General features: G+C 63.9%; 14 protein-coding genes and 1 tRNA gene. 8 read left to right on the plus strand and 7 right to left on the minus strand.

The window, feature by feature from the left end:
• Positions 1–146: 146 nt before the first annotated feature.
• The 3 genes from P1U48_RS09950 to P1U48_RS09960 all read right to left on the minus strand — a co-directional run bounded on the left by P1U48_RS09950 (position 147) and on the right by P1U48_RS09960 (position 2,982).
• Positions 147–220: transfer RNA gene (locus P1U48_RS09950), tRNA-Gly, on the minus strand.
• Between the two features lie 36 nt (positions 221–256).
• Positions 257–2,299, minus strand: a complete 2,043-nt coding sequence (locus P1U48_RS09955; protein ID WP_301068827.1) for an ASKHA domain-containing protein — start codon at positions 2,297–2,299, stop codon at positions 257–259.
• 80 nt (positions 2,300–2,379) lie between these two features.
• Positions 2,380–2,982 carry a histidine phosphotransferase family protein gene (locus P1U48_RS09960; RefSeq protein ID WP_301068828.1) on the minus strand — a complete coding sequence of 201 codons (603 nt, stop codon included), beginning with the start codon at positions 2,980–2,982 and terminating at the stop codon, positions 2,380–2,382.
• 38 nt (positions 2,983–3,020) lie between these two features.
• Here P1U48_RS09960 and P1U48_RS09965 point away from each other — a divergent pair, with 38 nt between their 5' ends.
• From P1U48_RS09965 to P1U48_RS09975, 3 genes are all read left to right on the plus strand, one after another.
• On the plus strand, positions 3,021–3,203 hold the full coding sequence (locus P1U48_RS09965) for a DUF3553 domain-containing protein (RefSeq protein WP_301068829.1): 183 nt from the start codon (positions 3,021–3,023) through the stop codon (positions 3,201–3,203).
• Between the two features lie 102 nt (positions 3,204–3,305).
• Complete coding sequence (locus P1U48_RS09970) at positions 3,306–4,127, plus strand: GNAT family N-acyltransferase (RefSeq protein ID WP_301068830.1); 822 nt, start codon at positions 3,306–3,308, stop codon at positions 4,125–4,127.
• An 11-nt stretch (positions 4,128–4,138) separates the two neighbouring features.
• The gene (locus P1U48_RS09975; protein WP_301068938.1) at positions 4,139–4,960 is read left to right on the plus strand and encodes a 1-acyl-sn-glycerol-3-phosphate acyltransferase; all 822 of its coding nucleotides are present in this window, start codon (positions 4,139–4,141) and stop codon (positions 4,958–4,960) included.
• On the opposite strand, the gene P1U48_RS09980 is transcribed toward P1U48_RS09975, so the two are convergent.
• Positions 4,953–5,585 carry a thiamine phosphate synthase gene (locus P1U48_RS09980; RefSeq protein ID WP_301068831.1) on the minus strand — a complete coding sequence of 211 codons (633 nt, stop codon included), beginning with the start codon at positions 5,583–5,585 and terminating at the stop codon, positions 4,953–4,955. The genes P1U48_RS09975 and P1U48_RS09980 overlap by 8 nt on opposite strands.
• 230 nt (positions 5,586–5,815) lie before the next feature.
• Between P1U48_RS09980 and P1U48_RS09985 the strand changes: the two genes are divergently transcribed.
• The 3 genes from P1U48_RS09985 to P1U48_RS09995 are packed head-to-tail and all read left to right on the plus strand — an operon-like array spanning position 5,816 to position 9,221.
• Positions 5,816–6,550 (plus strand): RNA methyltransferase, encoded by a 735-nt coding sequence (locus tag P1U48_RS09985; protein WP_301068832.1) that lies wholly within the window; start codon positions 5,816–5,818, stop codon positions 6,548–6,550.
• Positions 6,551–6,601: 51 nt separating this feature from the next.
• A complete protein-coding gene (ctaA, locus tag P1U48_RS09990) occupies positions 6,602–7,738 on the plus strand; it encodes a heme A synthase (RefSeq protein ID WP_301068833.1) in 1,137 nt (378 codons plus the stop codon).
• A gap of 1 nt (position 7,739) precedes the next feature.
• The gene (locus P1U48_RS09995; RefSeq protein ID WP_301068834.1) at positions 7,740–9,221 is read left to right on the plus strand and encodes a carboxypeptidase M32; all 1,482 of its coding nucleotides are present in this window, start codon (positions 7,740–7,742) and stop codon (positions 9,219–9,221) included.
• Positions 9,222–9,308: 87 nt separating this feature from the next.
• Here the strand turns inward: P1U48_RS09995 and gyrA are convergent, their stop codons facing one another.
• The 3 genes from gyrA to hemB all read right to left on the minus strand — a co-directional run bounded on the left by gyrA (position 9,309) and on the right by hemB (position 14,088).
• The gene (gyrA, locus tag P1U48_RS10000) at positions 9,309–12,056 is read right to left on the minus strand and encodes a DNA gyrase subunit A (protein ID WP_301068835.1); all 2,748 of its coding nucleotides are present in this window, start codon (positions 12,054–12,056) and stop codon (positions 9,309–9,311) included.
• 326 nt (positions 12,057–12,382) lie between these two features.
• A complete protein-coding gene (locus P1U48_RS10005; RefSeq protein ID WP_301068836.1) occupies positions 12,383–12,943 on the minus strand; it encodes a YSC84-related protein in 561 nt (186 codons plus the stop codon).
• A gap of 140 nt (positions 12,944–13,083) precedes the next feature.
• Positions 13,084–14,088 (minus strand): porphobilinogen synthase, encoded by a 1,005-nt coding sequence (gene hemB / locus P1U48_RS10010; protein WP_301068837.1) that lies wholly within the window; start codon positions 14,086–14,088, stop codon positions 13,084–13,086.
• A gap of 168 nt (positions 14,089–14,256) precedes the next feature.
• Here hemB and P1U48_RS10015 point away from each other — a divergent pair, with 168 nt between their 5' ends.
• Together P1U48_RS10015 and mfd are read left to right on the plus strand one after the other, a co-directional pair.
• Entirely contained in the window at positions 14,257–14,781 is a 525-nt protein-coding gene (locus P1U48_RS10015; RefSeq protein ID WP_301068838.1) for a component of SufBCD complex, read from the plus strand.
• A 4-nt stretch (positions 14,782–14,785) separates the two neighbouring features.
• Positions 14,786–18,238 carry a transcription-repair coupling factor gene (mfd, locus tag P1U48_RS10020; RefSeq protein ID WP_301068839.1) on the plus strand — a complete coding sequence of 1,151 codons (3,453 nt, stop codon included), beginning with the start codon at positions 14,786–14,788 and terminating at the stop codon, positions 18,236–18,238.
• The last annotated feature ends 7 nt before the right edge of the window (positions 18,239–18,245 follow it).

Genomic DNA, 18,245 nt, shown 5'->3' on the forward strand with positions numbered 1-18,245 from the left:
CCTTGGCGAGAAAATTCTACTTATGCAGCCCCCTACTTTCGGGGGGGATTACCCCCCCCGGGGCCTACATGACTTGGGGGCTCACGAAGAGTTTACAAGGCCCTAATCGAGATTTTTTCGTTTTGTTCTTTTGGCTATAATGAAGCTGGAGCGGGTGAAGGGAATCGAACCCTCGTATTCAGCTTGGGAAGCTGCTGCTCTACCATTGAGCTACACCCGCCAGTGCCGCGTGAGTTATGCCAAGGTGGTCAGCGGGTCAAGCCTTTCTGCGCCGCCGCCGCCCACCGCGGCCGCCATCACCACCGGTGTTGAAGCTGACCTCGGGCAGGGGCACCACTGCGCGCAGATGCGCAAACGGGTCGCTGGCATGCGGGATCGCGTTGGCGGCGACGAAATGTTCCTGGAAACGCGGCGCGATGGCGGTTTCGACCTTGGTGATCTGGCGCACCCCGGCCTCGACCCTGGCCCGCGCGGCGCGGCTGCAGAGCGCGATCCGGGCGCCGGTTCCGGCGGCATTGCCCGCCGAGGTGACCCGGTCCAGCGCCACATCAGGGATCATCCCCAGCACCATCGCATGTTTGGGCGAGATATGGGCGCCAAAGGCCCCGGCCAGCACCACCCGGTCGACGTGATCCACGCCGATTTCATCCATCAACAGCCGCGCCCCGGCATAAAGTGCCGATTTTGCCAGTTGAATGGCGCGAATGTCACCCTGGGTCACCGATATGCGCGGCCCGCCCTCGGCGCTGGCGTCATAGAGCAGGTAGGAATGGGTGCGCCCCTCGGGTTCGCTCAACAAGGTGCCGGTCTGGTCCGCCGAGCCGATCAGCCCGGAGGCATCGAGCAGGCCGGCAATGCGCATTTCGGCGACCGCCTCGATGATGCCCGATCCACAGATGCCAGTGATGCCGCTGGCGGCGGTGGCGGCAGCAAAGCCGGGATCGTCGGACCACAGATCCGATCCGATCACCCGAAACCGCGGCACTTTCGTCACCGGGTCGATCTCCACCCGTTCGATGGCGCCGGGGGCGGCACGCTGACCGCTGGAAATCTGTGCGCCCTCAAAGGCCGGGCCGGTGGGCGAGGAGCAGGCCAGCACCTGGGTGGTGTTGCCGAGCAGCAATTCGGCATTGGTGCCGACATCGACGATCAGCACCAGATCCTCGGATTTCTCTGGCTCTTCCGACAGCGACACCGCGGCGGCATCCGCGCCGACATGACCGGCGATGCAGGGCAGGATATAGGTTTTGGCCCGGGGGTTGATCGCTGAAAGATCAAGTTCGGCCGCAGGCAGGGTGAGCGCCGATGAGGTGACCAGTGCAAACGGCGCCTGGCCCAGTTCGACCGGGTCAAAGCCGAGTAGCAGATGGTGCATCACCGGATTGCAGACCACCACGGTTTCGACGATCAGCCCGGGGTCAATCGCCGCGTCGCGGGCAATCTCGATCGCCAGGTCATTCAGCGCATCGCGCACCGCGTGGGTCATTTCGACATCGCCGCCGGGGTTCATCATCACATAGGAAACCCGGCTCATCAGATCCTCGCCAAAGCGGATCTGCGGGTTCATGATCCCGGCGGATCCCTTGACCTCGCCGGTGTCAAGATCGCACAGATGCGCGGCGATGGTGGTGGAGCCGAGGTCGATCGCCAGGCCGTAGAGGCCGGCCTCATGCAGCCCCGGCCAGATCTCCAGGATTTCCGCAGGCCCGCCGTTGTGATCGGCAAACAGCGCCACGGTGACGGCCCAGCCGCCTTTGCGCAGGACCGGTTGCAACCGGCGCAGCAGGCTGGGCCTCGCGCTGACCGCGCCAATCTCCCATTGCGCGCTCAGCGCGGTGCAAAGCCGTTCGAAATCGCCGGAGGGTTCGTGCATATCCGGCTCGGCCACCTCGACATAATAGAGCCTCGTGGCCGGATCCATGGTCATCGCCCTGACCGCCGCGTCCTTGCGCACCACCTGCCGGTGCACCTGACTTTCGGCAGGCACGTCGATCACCATGTCGCCCAGGATCTGCGCCTGACAGCCCAGGCGGCGGCCCGGTTTCAGCCCGCGTTTTTCGTGGTAGCGCGCCTCGACTGCGTTCCAGTCGCTGAGCGCGCCGGGCAGCACGGTGACCCCGTGCTTGGCAAATTCGCCAAAGGACGGGGACACCTGACATTTCGAGCAGATGCCGCGCCCGCCACAGACAGAGTCCAGATCGACGCCCAGCGCCCGCGCCGCCGCCAGCACATTGGTGCCAGCCGCGACCCGGCCGCGTTTGCCAGACGGGGTAAAGATGACGAGAGGATCCTGTGTCATATGCGCCTTGCCTGCCGGTTTGCGCAGACCTTAGTCCGCCGGCTGCGCGGACAAAAGCCATGATTGGCCAGGGCGGCGGATCAGAACCGCATTACCATGCCGCTGTCGCCGGTTTCGATAGCGATCCGGCGGCCACGCTCGGTCAGCAGCGTCGGCAGTAGCGCGAATTGCACCTGCGCCGGGGCGATCTGCGCCTGCAGGACCGGATCACAGAGCGCCTGCCAAAGCTGCGGATCCGGGCGGTTCGGATCGGCGGGGCCGGAGATTTCCCAGCAAGAATCACCCGCGCTGGTGACAGTGACGGTGCCGCCCTGAGGCATTGCGCTTTCAAAACATTGCAGGGCCAGAAACACTTCTCGTACCTGGCAGCGCGGGCACTCACCCTCTGGCGCCCAGTGAAACTGCACCCGGTTGCCGACGCTGATATCGCTGAGGATGCTGTGCACTTCAGAAGGGCCGATGCTTTGCTCGGGGCTGGCCAGGCCAAAGGCGACGCGCAGGAATCGGATGCGCGCATTGGCATTTTCCACCGATTCCGAGATCAACGCCATCTCGGGCGAGATCGGTTTGCCCGCCAGCGACAGCAGTTCAAGCCCGTTGCAAATGGCGCCGATCGGCGAAATCAGATCGTGACAGATACGTGACCCTATGAGCGCGGCGAGATTATGATTAGACTGCCACATGAAAACCCTTTCGCATCCTGTCCTGGACCGTCGCCGACATGAATGACCTCAACGCGTTACTTGAACCTGGCATGCGGGTTATCCATCCTGGTCAGCCAGATTGGGGGACTGGGCAGGTGCAATCAAACATCGGGACCAAGATCACTGTCAACTTTCCCGAGGCGGGCAAGGTCGTGATCGACAGCACCCGCATCGCGCTTCTCCCGGTATTTGAACCATGAACATGGTTTCCAAGGGGTTAATTGGCACCGGCGCTCCGGTGCTTCCGTCCAACATTGCAGCGGGGATTGCACCACCCCTGCGGCTTGCCTAAAAGCGCGGTAATGTCCCAAGGCCAAGAACCCTCGCCCCCTGCACAGAAACCGGCGCCAAGGGCGCCCGCGTATTCCGTGCGCATTGCGCAAACCGCCGAGGAGGTCGAGGCCGCGCAGCGGGTGCGCTATCGGGTCTTTGTCGAGGAACTGGGCAGTGACGGCCCGTTGGTCGATCACCAGGCGCGGTTGGAACGTGACGAATTCGACGCCTATTTCGACCACCTCCTGCTCTATGACGACGCCCGCGACGATCCCGATCCGCGCGACCGGGTGGTCGGCGTCTATCGGGTGCTGCCCTCGGACCGGGCCGATCGGATCGGGCGGTTCTATTCGGAAGCCGAATATGACCTCACGGCCCTGCGCAACACCGGGCGCAAGCTGCTGGAGCTCGGACGCTCTTGCCTGCTGCCGGATTATCGTGGCGGCATCGCCATGTGGCATCTGTGGAACGCGCTGGCGACCTATGTTTCGGACAATGATATCGAGGTGCTGTTCGGCGTGGCCTCGTTCCATGGCACCGATGTTCAGGCGCTGGCCGAGCCGCTGGCGCTGTTGCATCATCGCCATCTGGCGCCGGAGGACCTGCGCGCCCGGGCCCAACCCGAACATTTCCAGTCGATGAATCTGATGCCCGACGACCAGATCGATCGGCGCCGGGCGATGCGGCTGGTGCCGTCACTGATCAAGGCCTACCTGCGGATGGGCGGTTTCGTCGGCGAGGGCGCCTTTGTCGATTACGCCTTCAACACCGTCGATGTCTGCCTGATCCTCGACACCGCGCAGATGAATCAGCGCCAAAGCACCGTCTACACCCGCGAGAGGTCGCGGTGAGTCAGGTCTGGATGCCGGAGCAGGAATTCCCGGATCCGGCGCCGCCCGGTCTGGCCGGGTGGCTGCGGCTGGTGCTGCGGCTGATCCCGCTTCTGGTGTTGAACTTTGGCGGGCTGATCGTGCTGCTGCTGCTGCGGCTGCTGGAACGGCCGCTCTGCGGTCAGCACCGGCCGGTGACCGGGCGCCAGGTGCAACTCGTGTGTCTCCTCAGCCTGCGGATCCTCGGGCTGCGGCTGTCGACCAGGGGGCGGCCGATGCGCGAGGGCGGGGCGGTTGTGGCCAATCATTCCTCATGGCTGGACATCTATGTGCTGAACGCCGCCCAGCGGGTCTATTTTGTCGCCAAATCCGAGGTCGCGAGCTGGGCTGGAATCGGCTGGCTGGCGCGGTCGACCGGCACCGTGTTCATCCGCCGTGACCGCCGCGAGGCGCGCGCGCAAACCAAGCTGTTTCGCGACCGGATGGGGCTGGGTCACAAATTGCTGTTTTTTCCCGAAGGCACCTCGACCGACAACATGCGGGTTCTGCCTTTTAAATCAACGCTTTTTGATGCGTTCTTTGACCCGGAACTGCGCCCGAAACTGCATATTCAGCCGATCACCGTGATCTATCATGCGCCTTACGGCGCCGATCCGCGATTCTATGGCTGGTTCGGGGAAATGGGGTTTGGCGGCCATGTCATCCAGATTCTGAGCGCCCGGCGTGGCGGCTCGGTCGAGGTGATCTGGCATCCGGCGCTGGCCGCTGCCGACCTGGCAGATCGCAAGCAGATGGCCGCCGCGGCCGAGGCGGCGGTGCGCGGCGCGATGCCGCCGGAACGTCAGATCAGCTGAGTGGTGCCAGCAGCGTCTTGAGGGCGCTCTGCGGGTCTTCGGCGGTCCAGATTTCGTCGCCGATGCCAAAGAAATCGGTGAGCGGCGCCAGCCGGGCAATCGCCGCCAGGTCGAGCCCGCCTTCGGCGACCACCGGCAGTTCGATCATCTCGGACCACCAGGAAAACAACTCGTCCTCAGCCGCCTCGGCGTTGCCCAATGCCCCCGCCGTGACCGGGCCAAAGGCGATGTAATCGGCACCGGCTTCGCCGGCTGACATGCCATCATGGCGCGAGGTGGAGCAGAAACTTCCGACGATGGCATCCGGCCCCAGCGCCTTGCGCGCCTTGCGCACATTGCGGGTGCCATCGCACAGATGCACCCCGTCGAGCCCCAGCCGTTCGGCCAGCACGAAGTGGTTGTTGATCACCAGTGCCACGTCACGGGCATGGGTGATTTCGCGCAAGGCATCCGCGGCGCGGTTGATCCGGTCTTCGTCATGACTGGCCAGGGCCAGGCGGACGCAGGCGATTTCCGTAGAATCGAGAATCGCGGCAAGCTGATCGGGAAAGGCCGAGAGATCGAATTCGGCCGGGGTGATCAGATAGAGTTGCGGGGTCTCGGCATCGGTATTTGCATCGGACATGGCGACTGTTTCCTTGGGATTGCGACGTCTTAGCGTGGAAGTGGCGGGCGGAAAAGGCCAAAGGCCTGGGCCTTGGCTGGCGTCAGCCCCGGGGGCTGTCTGCCCCCACCGGCGCGGCAGGCCGCGCCGCCCCCGAGGATACTTTTGACCAGAGGAAGCCCGGGCCGCCGGCGTCTTGCCCCCGGGGCCGCGCGTGATATGAGGCGGGAGGATTTTGCGAAAGGGGTGTCATGGCTCAGCCGGTGTTCGTTCTGGTGCGTCCGCAGATGGGGGAAAACATCGGCGGTGCGGCGCGGGCGATGTGGAATTTTGGCCTCGACCGGATGCGGATCGTCGATCCGCGCGACGGCTGGCCGAACCAGAAGGCGATCGCCATGGCCTCGGGCGCCGGGCGGTTGCTGGATGAGGCCGGGTTGAGCGCCACCACCGAGGCGGCGATTGCCGATTGTTCCTATGTGCTGGCGACCACGGCGCGGGCGCGCGGGCTGAGCAAGCCGGTGCTGACGCCCGAGGCGGCGATGGCAGAGACGCGGGCGCGGATCAGCGCCGGGGAAAAGGTGGCGGTGCTGTTCGGACCGGAGCGGGCCGGGCTGGAGAATGACGACATTGCCCGGGCCAGCGCCATCATCAATGTGCCGGTGAACCCGGAGTTTGCCTCGCTCAACCTGGCGCAATGCGTGTTGCTGACCGCCTATGAATGGCGCCGTCAGGGGGTTGACGTGCCGGGCCAGCGGTTTGAGCTGGCTGGCGCCGAGTGGGCCAGCGCCCATGAGGTCGAGGTGCTGGCGACGCATTACGAGGACCGGCTGACGACGGCGGGGTTCTTTTTCCCCGAGACCAAGGCCGAGACCATGAAGCTGACCCTGCGCAACCTCTGGTCCCGGATGCCGCTGACCCGGTCGGATGTGCAGATATTGCATGGCATCATGCGGCAGATGGTGCGCTGGAAAGAGCGCGGCAAGTGACCTTGCCGCCCCGCTGCCGCCGCCTTAGGTTCCCGGCAACAGGAGGCCGAGATGAGTGACAAGCGTTCGATTTTCGAAGAGGTCGGGGAGGTCCGCAAACCGCAGGCCCAGACCGGGGTCATCGACCGCGCCCGGCGTGGATCGCGCGGGCTGCTGCGCGGCTGGCTGATCCTGCTGTTTGCGCTGGTGGTGGCGATGATCGCCGTCGGCGGGCTGACCCGGCTGACCGACAGCGGGCTGTCGATCACCGAATGGCGCCCGCTCACCGGGGCGATGCCGCCGCTGTCGGAGGCGGCGTGGCAGGCGGAATTCGAGAAATACCGCCAGATCCCGGAATTCCAGCTGCAAAACGCCTGGATGACCCTGGCCGATTTCAAGGCGATCTATTGGTGGGAATGGGGGCACCGGCAATTGGGCCGGGTGATAGGCCTGGTCTGGGCGCTGGGGTTCTTTGGCCTCTGGGCCGCCAGGCGAATCCCGACCGGGTGGCATTCGCGGCTGCTGTTGATCGGCGGGCTTGGCGGGCTGCAGGGCGCGGTCGGCTGGTGGATGGTGTCCTCGGGGCTGGATGGCTCGATGCTCGACGTCGCCTCCTACCGGTTGGCGGTGCATCTGGGGCTGGCTTTCATAATCCTTGGGTTCATCACCTGGTTCGTGCTGCAGCTGGGCCGTGAGGAGCGTGACCTGATGCAGGCCCGCCGCCTGCGCGAGACGCGGGTGTTTGGGGTCGCCACCGGCTGGATGCACTTTGCCTTTCTGCAAATTCTGCTCGGGGCGCTGGTGGCGGGGATCGATGCGGGCCGGTCCTTCAGCGATTGGCCGACGATCGGTGGCGGCTGGCTGCCGCCCGATCCCTGGCTGCTGGAACCGGCCTGGCGGAACCTGCTGGAAAACCCCGGCCTGGTGCAATTCATCCACCGGATGTCGGGCTATGCGCTGTTCCTCTATGCAATCTTTGCGCTGCTGCGGTCCCGCCGCTCGGTGCATCGCAGCACCAGGGCGGCGTTCACCCTGGCCTTTATCGGGCTGAGCGCGCAGGTGGTTCTGGGCATCTATACGGTTGTCACCGGCGCGCCCTGGCAGGTTGCCATCGTGCATCAGCTGCTGGCGGTGCTGACCTGGGTGCTGATCCTGCGCGCCCGGTTTTACGCGGCCTATCCGGTCGTCACTTCGATTCGAGGGACCTGAGATGCGAAACGACATTCTGGCAGAGCTGTTTGACTTCCAGCGCGACACCGAAGCACTGGCGCAGATTGCCGGGCGGCTGGGCTGGGATCAGGAAACCGTGATGCCGTCAGGCGCCGCCGGTCAGCGCGGCGACGAGATGGCGGCGATCGAGGGGGTGCTGCACGCCCGCCGCACCGATTCGCGTCTGGGCGACTGGCTGAGCGCGCTGGAGGGCGCCGATCTGGAGCCGGTGGCGGCTTCCAAGCTGCGGCTGATCCGGCGCGAGTATGCGCGGGCCAGCAAGGTGCCGGCCCGGCTGGCGGCAGAGATCGCCCGGGTCACCTCGATGGCGCAGGGCAAATGGGCGGCGGCGCGGGCGGCGGATGATTTCGCCGCCTTCGTGCCGGTGCTGAGCGAGGTGCTGCGGCTGAAGCGCGAGGAGGGCGCGGCGCTGGCGGCGGGCGGCGATGTCTATGACGCGATGCTTGACGATTACGAACCCGGAATGAAAGCGGCCGAGCTTGAGGCGATGTTCGCCGAGATGCGCCCGAGGCTTGTCGCGTTGCGCGCCGCAGTGCTGGAGAAACCGGCGCCCGCCGCGTTGAGCGGGACCTTTCCCGAGGCGGCGCAGATGGCGCTGACCCGGAAACTGGCCGAGGTCTTTGGCTATGATTTCAGTCGCGGGCGGATCGACAAGGCGGTGCATCCGTTTTCGTCAGGGTCCGGCAGCGATGTGCGGATCACCACCCGGACCAGCGAAGATGATCCGTTCAACTGCTTTTACTCAACCATCCACGAGGTCGGCCATGCCTGCTATGAGCAGGGGATCGCGCCGGATTATGCGCTGACGCCACTGGGGCGCGGGGTGTCGATGGGGGTGCATGAAAGCCAGAGCCGGATTTACGAGAACCAGCTCGGCCGTTCCGAGGCCTTTACCGGCTGGCTCTACAGCGAAATGCAAACCGTGTTTGGCGATATCGGCGTCGAGTCAGCGCGCGCCTTCTACGCGGCGGTGAACCGGGTGCAAAAGGATTTCATCCGCACCGAAGCGGATGAGCTGCAATACAACCTGCATATCATGCTGCGCTTTGACCTTGAGCGGGCGCTGGTGTCCGGCGATCTGGCGGTGCCGGATCTGGAGGCCGCATGGAACGACCGCTTCAAGGCCGATTTCGGCTATGCGGTGCCGCGCGCCGCGCTGGGGTGTTTGCAGGATGTGCATTGGTCGGTCGGGCTGTTCGGCTATTTCCCGACCTACAGCCTGGGCAATGTCTATGCCGGATGCCTGCATGAAAAACTGCGCGCCGAAGTGCCGGAACTGGATGCGCAGCTGGCGGTGGCCGACACAAGCGCCGCGACGGATTGGCTGCGCGGTGCGGTGCAGCGCCATGGTGCGCTGATGACCCCGCGCGAGGTGATCACCCAGGCCTGCGGCACGGCCCCGACAGCGGCGCCCTTGCTGGACTATATCGAAGACAAGTTCAGCGCGCTGTACGATCTGTAAGCAAATCATCCGGCCCCGATTCGGGGCCGGATGATTTTCATACTAGTCATTTATAACAGTGAATTACGCGGCGATGTTGCGCGGGTATCAGGCCTCGTCCGTGTCGCCCGCTTCCAGTTCCTCGTCGTCGGACTGCTCGGCAATACGTGCCACCGAGACCACCAATTCGCCACGACCGGTGTCCAGCACCTTGACGCCACCGGCCGAACGCGAGCGGAAGGAAATGCCTTCGACCGGCACCCGGATGGATTGACCTTTTGAGGTCGCCAGCATGATCTGATCGTCCATTTCGACCGGGAAGGAGGCGACCAGCGCACCGCCGCGCATCGCCTTGTCCATCGCCGTGACACCCTGGCCGCCACGCCCCCGCACCGGATAATCATGCGACGAGCTGAGTTTGCCCGCGCCGCCTTCGGTGATGGTCAGGATCAGGTTTTCCACCGCCGACATTTCGACATAGCGGTCCTGGCTGAAATTCGGATCGGCGGCGACGGCGTCATCCTCGTCATTGGTTTCCGCGTCATCTGCCAGCCCAGCCATCGCCCGGCGCATCCGCAGATAGGCGGCGCGTTCCTCTGGTGTGGCCTCGAAATGGCGGATCACCGACATCGACACGACGCGGGCACCGTCTTGCAGGCGGATGCCGCGCACCCCGGTGGAATCGCGGCCCTTGAAGACCCGGACAGCGGTGCTGGGAAAGCGGATCGCGCGGCCGGAATCGGTGACCAGCATCACGTCATCCTCTTCGGAGGCGATCCCGGCATTCACCAGTTCGACGCCCTCGGGCAGTTTCATCGCGATCTTGCCGTTGCGCATCACATTGGTGAAGTCCGACAGCGCGTTGCGACGCACATCGCCCGCCGAGGTGGCGAATACGATCTGCAGATCGGCCCATTCCTCCTCATCCCGGTCCACCGGCATGATGGCAGCGATCGAGACGCCGCCGGGGATCGGCAGGATATTGACGATCGCCTTGCCGCGCGAGGTGCGTCCGCCCTGGGGCAGGCGCCAGGTCTTGAGCTTGTAGACCATGCCATCGGTGGTGAAGAACAACAGCTGGGTGTGGGTGTTGGCGACGAACAGCGAGGTCACCACGTCGTCATCTTTCAACCCGGTGCCCGACAGACCCTTGCCGCCGCGTTTCTGGGCGCGGTAATCGGCCAGCGGGGTGCGCTTGATATAGCCGCCCTGGGTCACGGTGACGACCATGTCTTCTCGTTCGATCAGGTCCTCGTCTTCCATGTCGCCGGACCAATCGACGATCTCGGTGCGACGCGGCACCGCGAACAGATCTTTCACCTCGCGCAGCTCGTTGCTGATGATCCCCATGATCCGGTCGCGTGATCCGAGAATCTCAAGGTATTCCTTGATCTTGCCAGCCAGTTCTTCCAGCTCGTCGGTGACTTCCTTGACCCCGATCTGGGTCAGCCGTTGCAGGCGCAATTCCAGGATGGCACGGGCCTGTGCTTCGGACAGGTTATAGGTTCCGTCTTCGTTGATCCGATGGGTCGGGTCGTCGATCAGCCGGATGTAATCGGCAATCTCCCGGGCTGGCCAGGCCCGTGTCATCAGTCTTTCGCGGGCTTCGGCGGCATCGGCCGAGGCGCGGATGGTGGCGACCACCTCATCGACATTCGACACCGCGACCGCCAGACCGCAGAGCAGGTGGCTGCGTTCGCGGGCCCGGCGCAATTCATAGGCGGTGCGGCGGGCAACCACCTCTTCGCGGAAGGTGATGAAGGCGGCAAGAAAGCCGTGCAGCGTCAGGGTTTCCGGCTTGCCACCGTTCAGCGCCAGCATGTTGCAACCGAAATAGACCTGCATCGGGGTAAAGCGGAACAGCTGGTTCAGCACCACCTCGGCAGTGGCGTCACGCTTCAGTTCGATCACCACGCGGACACCGTGCCGGTCGCTTTCGTCCTGCACATGAGAAACGCCTTCGATGCGCTTGTCGCGGACAAGTTCGGCGATCTTTTCGATCATCGACGCCTTGTTCACCTGATAGGGGATCTCGTCCACGATGATGGCGTAGCGATCTTTGCGCAATTCTTCGATATGGGTCTTGGCGCGGACGACGACGCTGCCGCGCCCTTCGAGATAGGCTTTGCGCGCGCCTGAGCGGCCGAGGATCAGCCCGCCGGTTGGAAAATCCGGGGCCGGCACGTGTTCGATCAACTGTTCGGTGGACAGATCCGGATCGTCGATCAGCGCCAGGGTGGCGTCGATGACCTCGCCCAGATTGTGCGGCGGAATGTTGGTGGCCATGCCGACGGCAATGCCACCTGCGCCATTGACCAGCATGTTCGGGAACCGCGCCGGCAGAACCGTCGGTTCGCGGTCCTTGCCATCGTAGTTGTCCTGAAAGTTGACGGTGTCCTTGTCGATATCGGCCAGCAGGAAATTCGCCGCCTTGGCCATCCGCACTTCGGTATAGCGAAACGCCGCCGCCTTATCGCCGTCCATCGAGCCGAAATTGCCCTGACCGTCGAGCAGCGGCAGCGACATCGAGAAGTCCTGCGCCATCCGCACCAGCGCGTCGTAAATCGCAGAATCGCCATGCGGGTGATACTTGCCCATCGCATCGGCCACCGGGCGCGAGGATTTGCGATAGGGTTTGTCAAAGGTGTTGTTGACCTCGTTCATCGCGAACAGGATCCGCCGGTGCACCGGTTTCAGACCGTCGCGCAGATCCGGGATCGCTCGGCTGACGATCACGCTCATCGCGTAATCGAGGTAGGAGGTCTTCATTTCCTCAGTGATCGAAACGGTCGGGCCCGTATAGGCCGATCGGGGCGTTTCTTCTTCGTTATCAGGGGTTTCCGGCGTGTCGTTCACGTTATCAGCCTTGTTCCGCGCAGGTCTATATCTTGTTGGGCGGACTATAACACCTGCCATATCCGGGGTGCAACGTCGCCTTGCCACCGCAATTGATCGTCACCGCAGTAAGCTGCTAAAGCCTTGTTTCCATGGCAAAGTAAAACGCCGCCGCGGCAGGTTTTTTGGCGGCGTTGAAATCGCCCGGCCGTCGCCTGCACCGCGCCCTTCGCCGCCAGCAAACCTGCTGGCAGGCTGTTGGTGGGACCAGGCCTGACCATTCAGGCGGCATCGAAACGCAAAAGGCTGGACCGAGGCCGGGCAGATGGCCCGTCGCTTTATCCGGCTCAGGGGATGATGCGGTTGTATTTCACGCCTTCCAGCGAGGCGCCGATCTTGAGCCCGGCCTGGCCAAAGACCACCGCGACAATCGGGGCCAGCCCGGTGGTCGATTCCGCGCGCAGATTTTCGCCCGCGTCGTTGAATACATATTCCACATCGGCGCCCAACGCCCAGCCGCGCGAATGGCGGAACGAATCCAGCGCATCCTGGGTCATGAAAAACAGCACATGCGCGTATTGCTGCGCCCCGAATTGCAGGCCGAAATTGGCATGGGTCGAGGAATAATAGTCAATGGTGGCACCGTTGACCCGCAGCGCGCCCTTGCCGTAGCCGCCGCCGATAATGACCCCGACCTCGGTCTGCAGCGGCATCACCAGCATGCCCATAGATTTGTCGGCCAATTCCCGTGACGAGGGGATGGTCCGGTACATATGTTCGATGGTGGCATCGACCCGCGCGTCCAGGGTTTCGCCGCCGCGCGAGCCCACCGCGTTGCTGCAGGCCGCAAGCGCTGGCAGCGCGGCCAGCCCTGCCAATGTGAATCCGCGTCGGGTAAATCTGTTCATTTTGTGCCTCACATGCTCGAACAAGGCCCGGTTTGGGCCACCGGTTTTCCGGCATTGCCGCAAACTATAGGCCCAGTCGGCTGATCTGTCACTATGACTTGTGTGAGGCAGGCCGGAACCCGCCGAATCCCTGCGAAACCTCAGCCCGCCGCCAGCGCCCTTGCCATGTCGGGGGCAAAATAGGTGAGGATCCCGTCACATCCGGCGCGTTTGAAGCTGAGCAGGCTTTCCGCCATCGCCTTGTCGCCGTCGATCCAGCCGTTCAGCCCTGCGCCCTTGATCATCGCGTATTCGCCGGACACCTGATAGGCGAAGGTCGGCACGCCAAAATTGTCTTTCACCCGGCGGCAGATGTCGAGATAGGGCATGCCGGGTTTCACCATCACCCAATCGGCGCCCTCAGAGAGGTCGCGGGCGACCAGCCGCAGCGCCTCGTCCGAATTGCCGGGATTGGTCTGATAGGTGGCCTTGTCGCCCTTCAGCGCCCCGGTGGCGCCGACCGCATCGCGGAACGGGCCGTAAAAGGCGCTGGCATATTTGGCAGCATAGCTGAGGATCATCACGTTTTTATGGCCCGCGCCCTCAAGCGCCCGGCGCATCGCGCCGATCCGGCCGTCCATCATGTCCGACGGGCCGATGATATCCGCCCCGGCCTCGGCCTGGCTCAGGGTCTGTTTGACCAGCGCCTCGACGGTCTCATCGTTCAGGATCTCGCCATCCACAACAAAGCCGTCGTGGCCGTCGATGTTATAGGGATCAAGCGCCACATCGGTCATCACCGCCAGCCCCGGCACCGCTGCCTTGATCGCGCGGGTTGCCCGGTTTGACAGGTTGTCGGGGTTCCAGGCCTCGGCGCAATCCTTGGTGCGTTTGTCCATCGGCGTATAGGGAAACAGGCAGATCGCCGGGATGCCCAGATCCGCCGCCTCGCGCGCGGATTCGACCACCGCATCGACGGTCTGGCGCTGCACGCCGGGCATCGAAGGGATATCCTCGCGCGCCACGCCATCGCCCTCGCGCACGAACACCGGCCAGATCAGATCGCCGGCGGTGAGGGTATTTTCCTGCGCCAGAGCGCGGATTCCCGGGGTTTGACGGGACCGGCGAAAGCGGGTCATCGGAAACGGCGCGTGAAGCGGGGTCATCTGGGGCAGCTCCTGTTGCAAAGGCCCGTATTGAGTGGCATGGACCACCCCGCATCTCAAGGGTAGGAATTGCCGCTGCCTGGCGATAAGAGGGTCGGCGCGGCCGAAAACCCAAACCGGGGTGCGGCACGCAGGCCCCGCGCCGGGACCAAAGCTGGGGTATGTCTGGTGGATCTGTCCAACACGATTTTCGAATTGATCGACATGCGGTCGTTTTCGAACCTTTGGTTCTGGATCGCGCTGGCGGTGGTCTGGTCCTCGGCCAGCCATTGGGTGCTGGGTGTGCCCTGGGACATGGCCCTGCGCGCCCGGCGCAACGGCGGGCAGGCGGCGGCGGATTTCGAAACCCTGGTGCAGGTCAATGTCTCGCGTCTGCTCTATATCGCTGAAGTCTCTGCCCTGATGCTGACCTCCTTCGCCAGCTTCGTGCTGACCACCCTGGCGGTGATGGGATTTTACTATCACCTCGAATTTGCCCAGGCGGTGTTTCTGCTGGCCTTTCCGATGTCGCTGGTCGGATTGTTGTCTCTGCGCACCGCCCGCAAGGTGCGTGGCGCCGAGATGACCGGCCAACAGCTCTATTCACAGCTGCATCGCCACCGGCTGGCGGTGCAGGGGATCGGCGTGGTTTCGATCTTTGTTACCGCCAGCTGGGGCATGTTGCAGAACCTGTCGATCGGCGCATTGGGCTAGGCTGATGGCGAAAGGCGTGCATATCACCCTTGGCGGTGCGCCCGAGGGGTTTGACGCTGCATTGCTGCTGCGTGAGGTCGAGACGCATGGCGCCGTCATCCATATCGCCCGCGACGACCGGCGGATGGCGTCGATGGCCGATGGGTTGGCCTTTTTCGATCCCGCCCTGCCGGTGATCCGTTTTCCCGGCTGGGATTGCACCCCCTATGACCGGGTATCGCCGAACGCCGACATCTCGGCGGCGCGGATGGCGACCCTGGCCGGGCTGGTGCATGGCATGCCCAAACGCTTTGTGCTGCTGACCACGCTCAGCGCCGCAACCCAGCGGGTGCCCGCCCGCGCGGTGCTGAAAGAGGCGGCGTTCACCGCCACGGTCGGCAATCGGATCGACGAAAAAGCGCTGCGCAACTTCCTGACCCGGATGGGGTTTTCCCATGCGCATTCGGTGACCGAGCCGGGCGATTTCGCGGTGCGCGGCGGCATCATCGACATCTTTCCGCCGGGCGAGGGCGGGCCGGTGCGACTCGACCTGTTCGGCGATGTGCTGGACGGCGCTCGCCGCTTTGATGCAGGCAACCAGCGCACCATCGCCAAGCTTGACGTGGTCGAACTGGCGCCGGTGTCAGAGGTTATCCTCGACGAGGCGGCCATCACCCGATTCCGGCAGAATTACCGCGTCGAATTCGGCGCCGCAGGCACCGATGACCCGCTCTATGAGGCGGTCAGCGCCGGGCGCAAGCACCACGGCATGGAACACTGGCTGCCCTTCTTTCACGAGCGGCTGGAGACCTTGTTCGATTACCTGCCCGACGCCAGCGTGATGCTCGACGATCAGATCACCTCGGCCCGGCGCCATCGCTGGGACAGCGTCAAGGATCAATACGACACCCGCCGGATCGCGCTGGATGATCGCAAGCGGATGGACAGCGTCTATAAACCGGCGCCGCCGGGATTGCTCTATCTCGACGAACCCGCCTGGGAGGCGGCGATTGCCGATCATCGGGTGGTGCAGTTTTCACCCTTGCCACAACATTCTGGCCCCGGCGTGGTTGATGCGGGCGGCCGTATCGGGCGCAGCTTCTCACCCGAGAGGCAAATGGAAAACGTACACCTTTTCAGCGTTTTGGCGGATCATATTCGCGCAAAGCTGGATCTGGGTCCGGTGGTTGTTGCGTCCTATTCCGAAGGCGCACGCGAACGGCTGGACGGGCTCTTGCAAGACGAAGGGCTGCTGGGGTCGGTGCCGGTCGCCAATGCCGGTCGGATCGGCAAGCATGGGGTGCATCTGGCGGTCTGGCCCCTGGAGCACGGCTTCTCCGGGCCCTGGCAGGGGCGCGACATCACCGTCATTTCGGAACAGGACGTTCTGGGTGACCGGCTGATCCGCTCGCCGCGCCGCAGACGCCGGGCCGAGAATTTCCTGACCGAGGCGCACAGCCTCTCGGCCGGTGATCTGGTCGTGCATGTCGATCATGGGCTGGGGCGCTACCTGGGCCTTGAGGTGATCACCGCCATCGGCGCGGCGCATGAATGCCTGGTGCTGGAATATGCGGAAAACGCAAAGCTTTACCTGCCGGTCGAGAATATCGAACTGTTGTCGAAATACGGCCATGAGGCGGGGCTGCTCGACCGACTCGGCGGCGGCGCCTGGCAGGCCAAGAAGGCCCGGCTGAAGCAGCGGATCCGGGAAATGGCCGACCGGTTGATCCGGGTCGCGGCCGAGCGCGCGCTGCGCCATGCCCCGGTTCTGGAACCGCCCGAAGGCGCCTGGGAGTCGTTCCAGGCGCGCTTTCCCTATCAGGAAACCGACGATCAGCTGGCCGCGATCGAGGATGTGCTCGCCGATCTGGCCTCGGGCCGCCCGATGGACCGGTTGATCTGCGGCGATGTCGGCTTTGGCAAGACCGAGGTGGCGCTGCGTGCCGCCTTTGTCGCCGCGATGGCCGGGGTGCAGGTGGCAATCATCGCACCGACCACGCTGCTGGCGCGCCAGCACTACAAGGGTTTTGCTGAACGATTTCGGGGTTTTCCTTTGCAGGTCAGCCCATTGTCTCGGTTCGTTAATGCGTCGGATTCAGCCCGGATTCGGGCAGGCGTCGCTGACGGCACGGTGGACATCGCCATCGGCACTCATGCGTTGCTGGCCAAGAGCGTGTCGTTCAAGAATCTCGGCCTGTTGATCGTGGATGAAGAACAGCGGTTTGGCGTCGGCCACAAGGAACGGTTGAAGCAGTTGCGCTCCGACGTGCATGTGCTGACCCTGACCGCGACGCCGATTCCGCGCACCCTGCAATTGTCGCTGTCGGGCGTGCGCGATCTGTCGATCATTGGCACCCCGCCAATCGACCGCCTGGCGATCCGCACCTATGTCAGCGAATTCGACGCGATCACCATCCGCGAGGCATTGCTGCGTGAACATTTCCGTGGCGGGCAAAGTTTCTTTGTGGTGCCAAGGGTTTCCGACCTGCCTGAGGTCGAGGAGTTCCTGAAAACCCAAGTGCCCGAGGTCAGCGTCGTCACCGCCCATGGCCAGATGGCGGCGGGCGACCTCGACCGCCGGATGAACGCGTTCTACGACGGCAAGTTCGACGTGCTGTTGGCCACCACCATCGTCGAATCCGGCCTCGATATTCCCAGCGCCAACACCATGGTGGTCTATCGCGCCGATATGTTCGGGCTGGCGCAGCTCTATCAGATCCGGGGCCGGGTCGGGCGCTCGAAAACCCGCGCCTATGCCTATCTGACCACCACGCCGCGGGCCAAGCTGACCGATCAGGCGCAGAAACGGCTGCGGGTGCTGGGCACGCTCGACACGCTGGGTGCCGGCTTTACCCTGGCATCGCAGGATCTGGACATTCGCGGTGCCGGCAACCTGCTGGGCGAAGAGCAATCGGGCAATATGCGCGATGTCGGATACGAGCTCTATCAACAGATGCTGGAAGAGGCGATTGCCAAGATCAAGACCGGCGAGCTGGACGGGTTGAGCGATTTGGAAGATTCCTGGTCGCCACAGATCAACCTCGGTGTTTCTGTCATGATTCCAGAAGATTACGTTCCGGACCTCGACCTGCGTCTTGGCCTTTATCGGCGCTTGTCGAACCTGTCGAGCAAGGTCGATCTGGAAGGCTTTGCCGCCGAGCTGATCGACCGCTTCGGCAAGTTGCCGAAAGAGGTGAACACCTTGCTGCTGGTGGTGCGGATCAAGGGGATGTGCAAACGCGCCGGGATTTCCAAGCTCGACGGCGGGCCCAAGGGCGCGACGGTCCAGTTCCACAACGACAAATTCGCCAATCCCGAAGGGCTGGTGGATTTCATCAAGGATCAGCGCGGGCTGGCCAAGGTCAAGGACAACAAGATCGTGGTGCGCCGCGACTGGAGCAAGGACAGCGACAAGATCAAGGGCGCCTATGGCATCGCCCGGGACCTGGCGGAAAAGGTCATCGCGGCAAAGAAATAGCGGATGG

The organism is Pseudooceanicola sp. (assembly GCF_029213205.1).
Lineage (GTDB): Bacteria > Pseudomonadota > Alphaproteobacteria > Rhodobacterales > Rhodobacteraceae > Pseudooceanicola.

Bases quoted from the DNA above. Each gene is read 5' to 3' on its own strand.
- P1U48_RS09970 (WP_301068830.1), top strand. From the start codon at position 3,306: ATGTCCCAAGGCCAAGAACCCTCGCCCCCTGCACAGAAACCGGCGCCA.
- P1U48_RS10005 (WP_301068836.1), bottom strand. From the start codon at position 12,943: ATGAACAGATTTACCCGACGCGGATTCACATTGGCAGGGCTGGCCGCG.
- P1U48_RS09965 (WP_301068829.1), top strand. From the start codon at position 3,021: ATGAATGACCTCAACGCGTTACTTGAACCTGGCATGCGGGTTATCCAT.
- P1U48_RS09995 (WP_301068834.1), top strand. From the start codon at position 7,740: ATGCGAAACGACATTCTGGCAGAGCTGTTTGACTTCCAGCGCGACACC.
- P1U48_RS09955 (WP_301068827.1), bottom strand. From the start codon at position 2,299: ATGACACAGGATCCTCTCGTCATCTTTACCCCGTCTGGCAAACGCGGC.
- P1U48_RS09960 (WP_301068828.1), bottom strand. From the start codon at position 2,982: ATGTGGCAGTCTAATCATAATCTCGCCGCGCTCATAGGGTCACGTATC.
- P1U48_RS09985 (WP_301068832.1), top strand. From the start codon at position 5,816: ATGGCTCAGCCGGTGTTCGTTCTGGTGCGTCCGCAGATGGGGGAAAAC.
- hemB (WP_301068837.1), bottom strand. From the start codon at position 14,088: ATGACCCCGCTTCACGCGCCGTTTCCGATGACCCGCTTTCGCCGGTCC.
- P1U48_RS09975 (WP_301068938.1), top strand. From the start codon at position 4,139: ATGCCGGAGCAGGAATTCCCGGATCCGGCGCCGCCCGGTCTGGCCGGG.
- mfd (WP_301068839.1), top strand. From the start codon at position 14,786: ATGGCGAAAGGCGTGCATATCACCCTTGGCGGTGCGCCCGAGGGGTTT.
- P1U48_RS09980 (WP_301068831.1), bottom strand. From the start codon at position 5,585: ATGTCCGATGCAAATACCGATGCCGAGACCCCGCAACTCTATCTGATC.
- ctaA (WP_301068833.1), top strand. From the start codon at position 6,602: ATGAGTGACAAGCGTTCGATTTTCGAAGAGGTCGGGGAGGTCCGCAAA.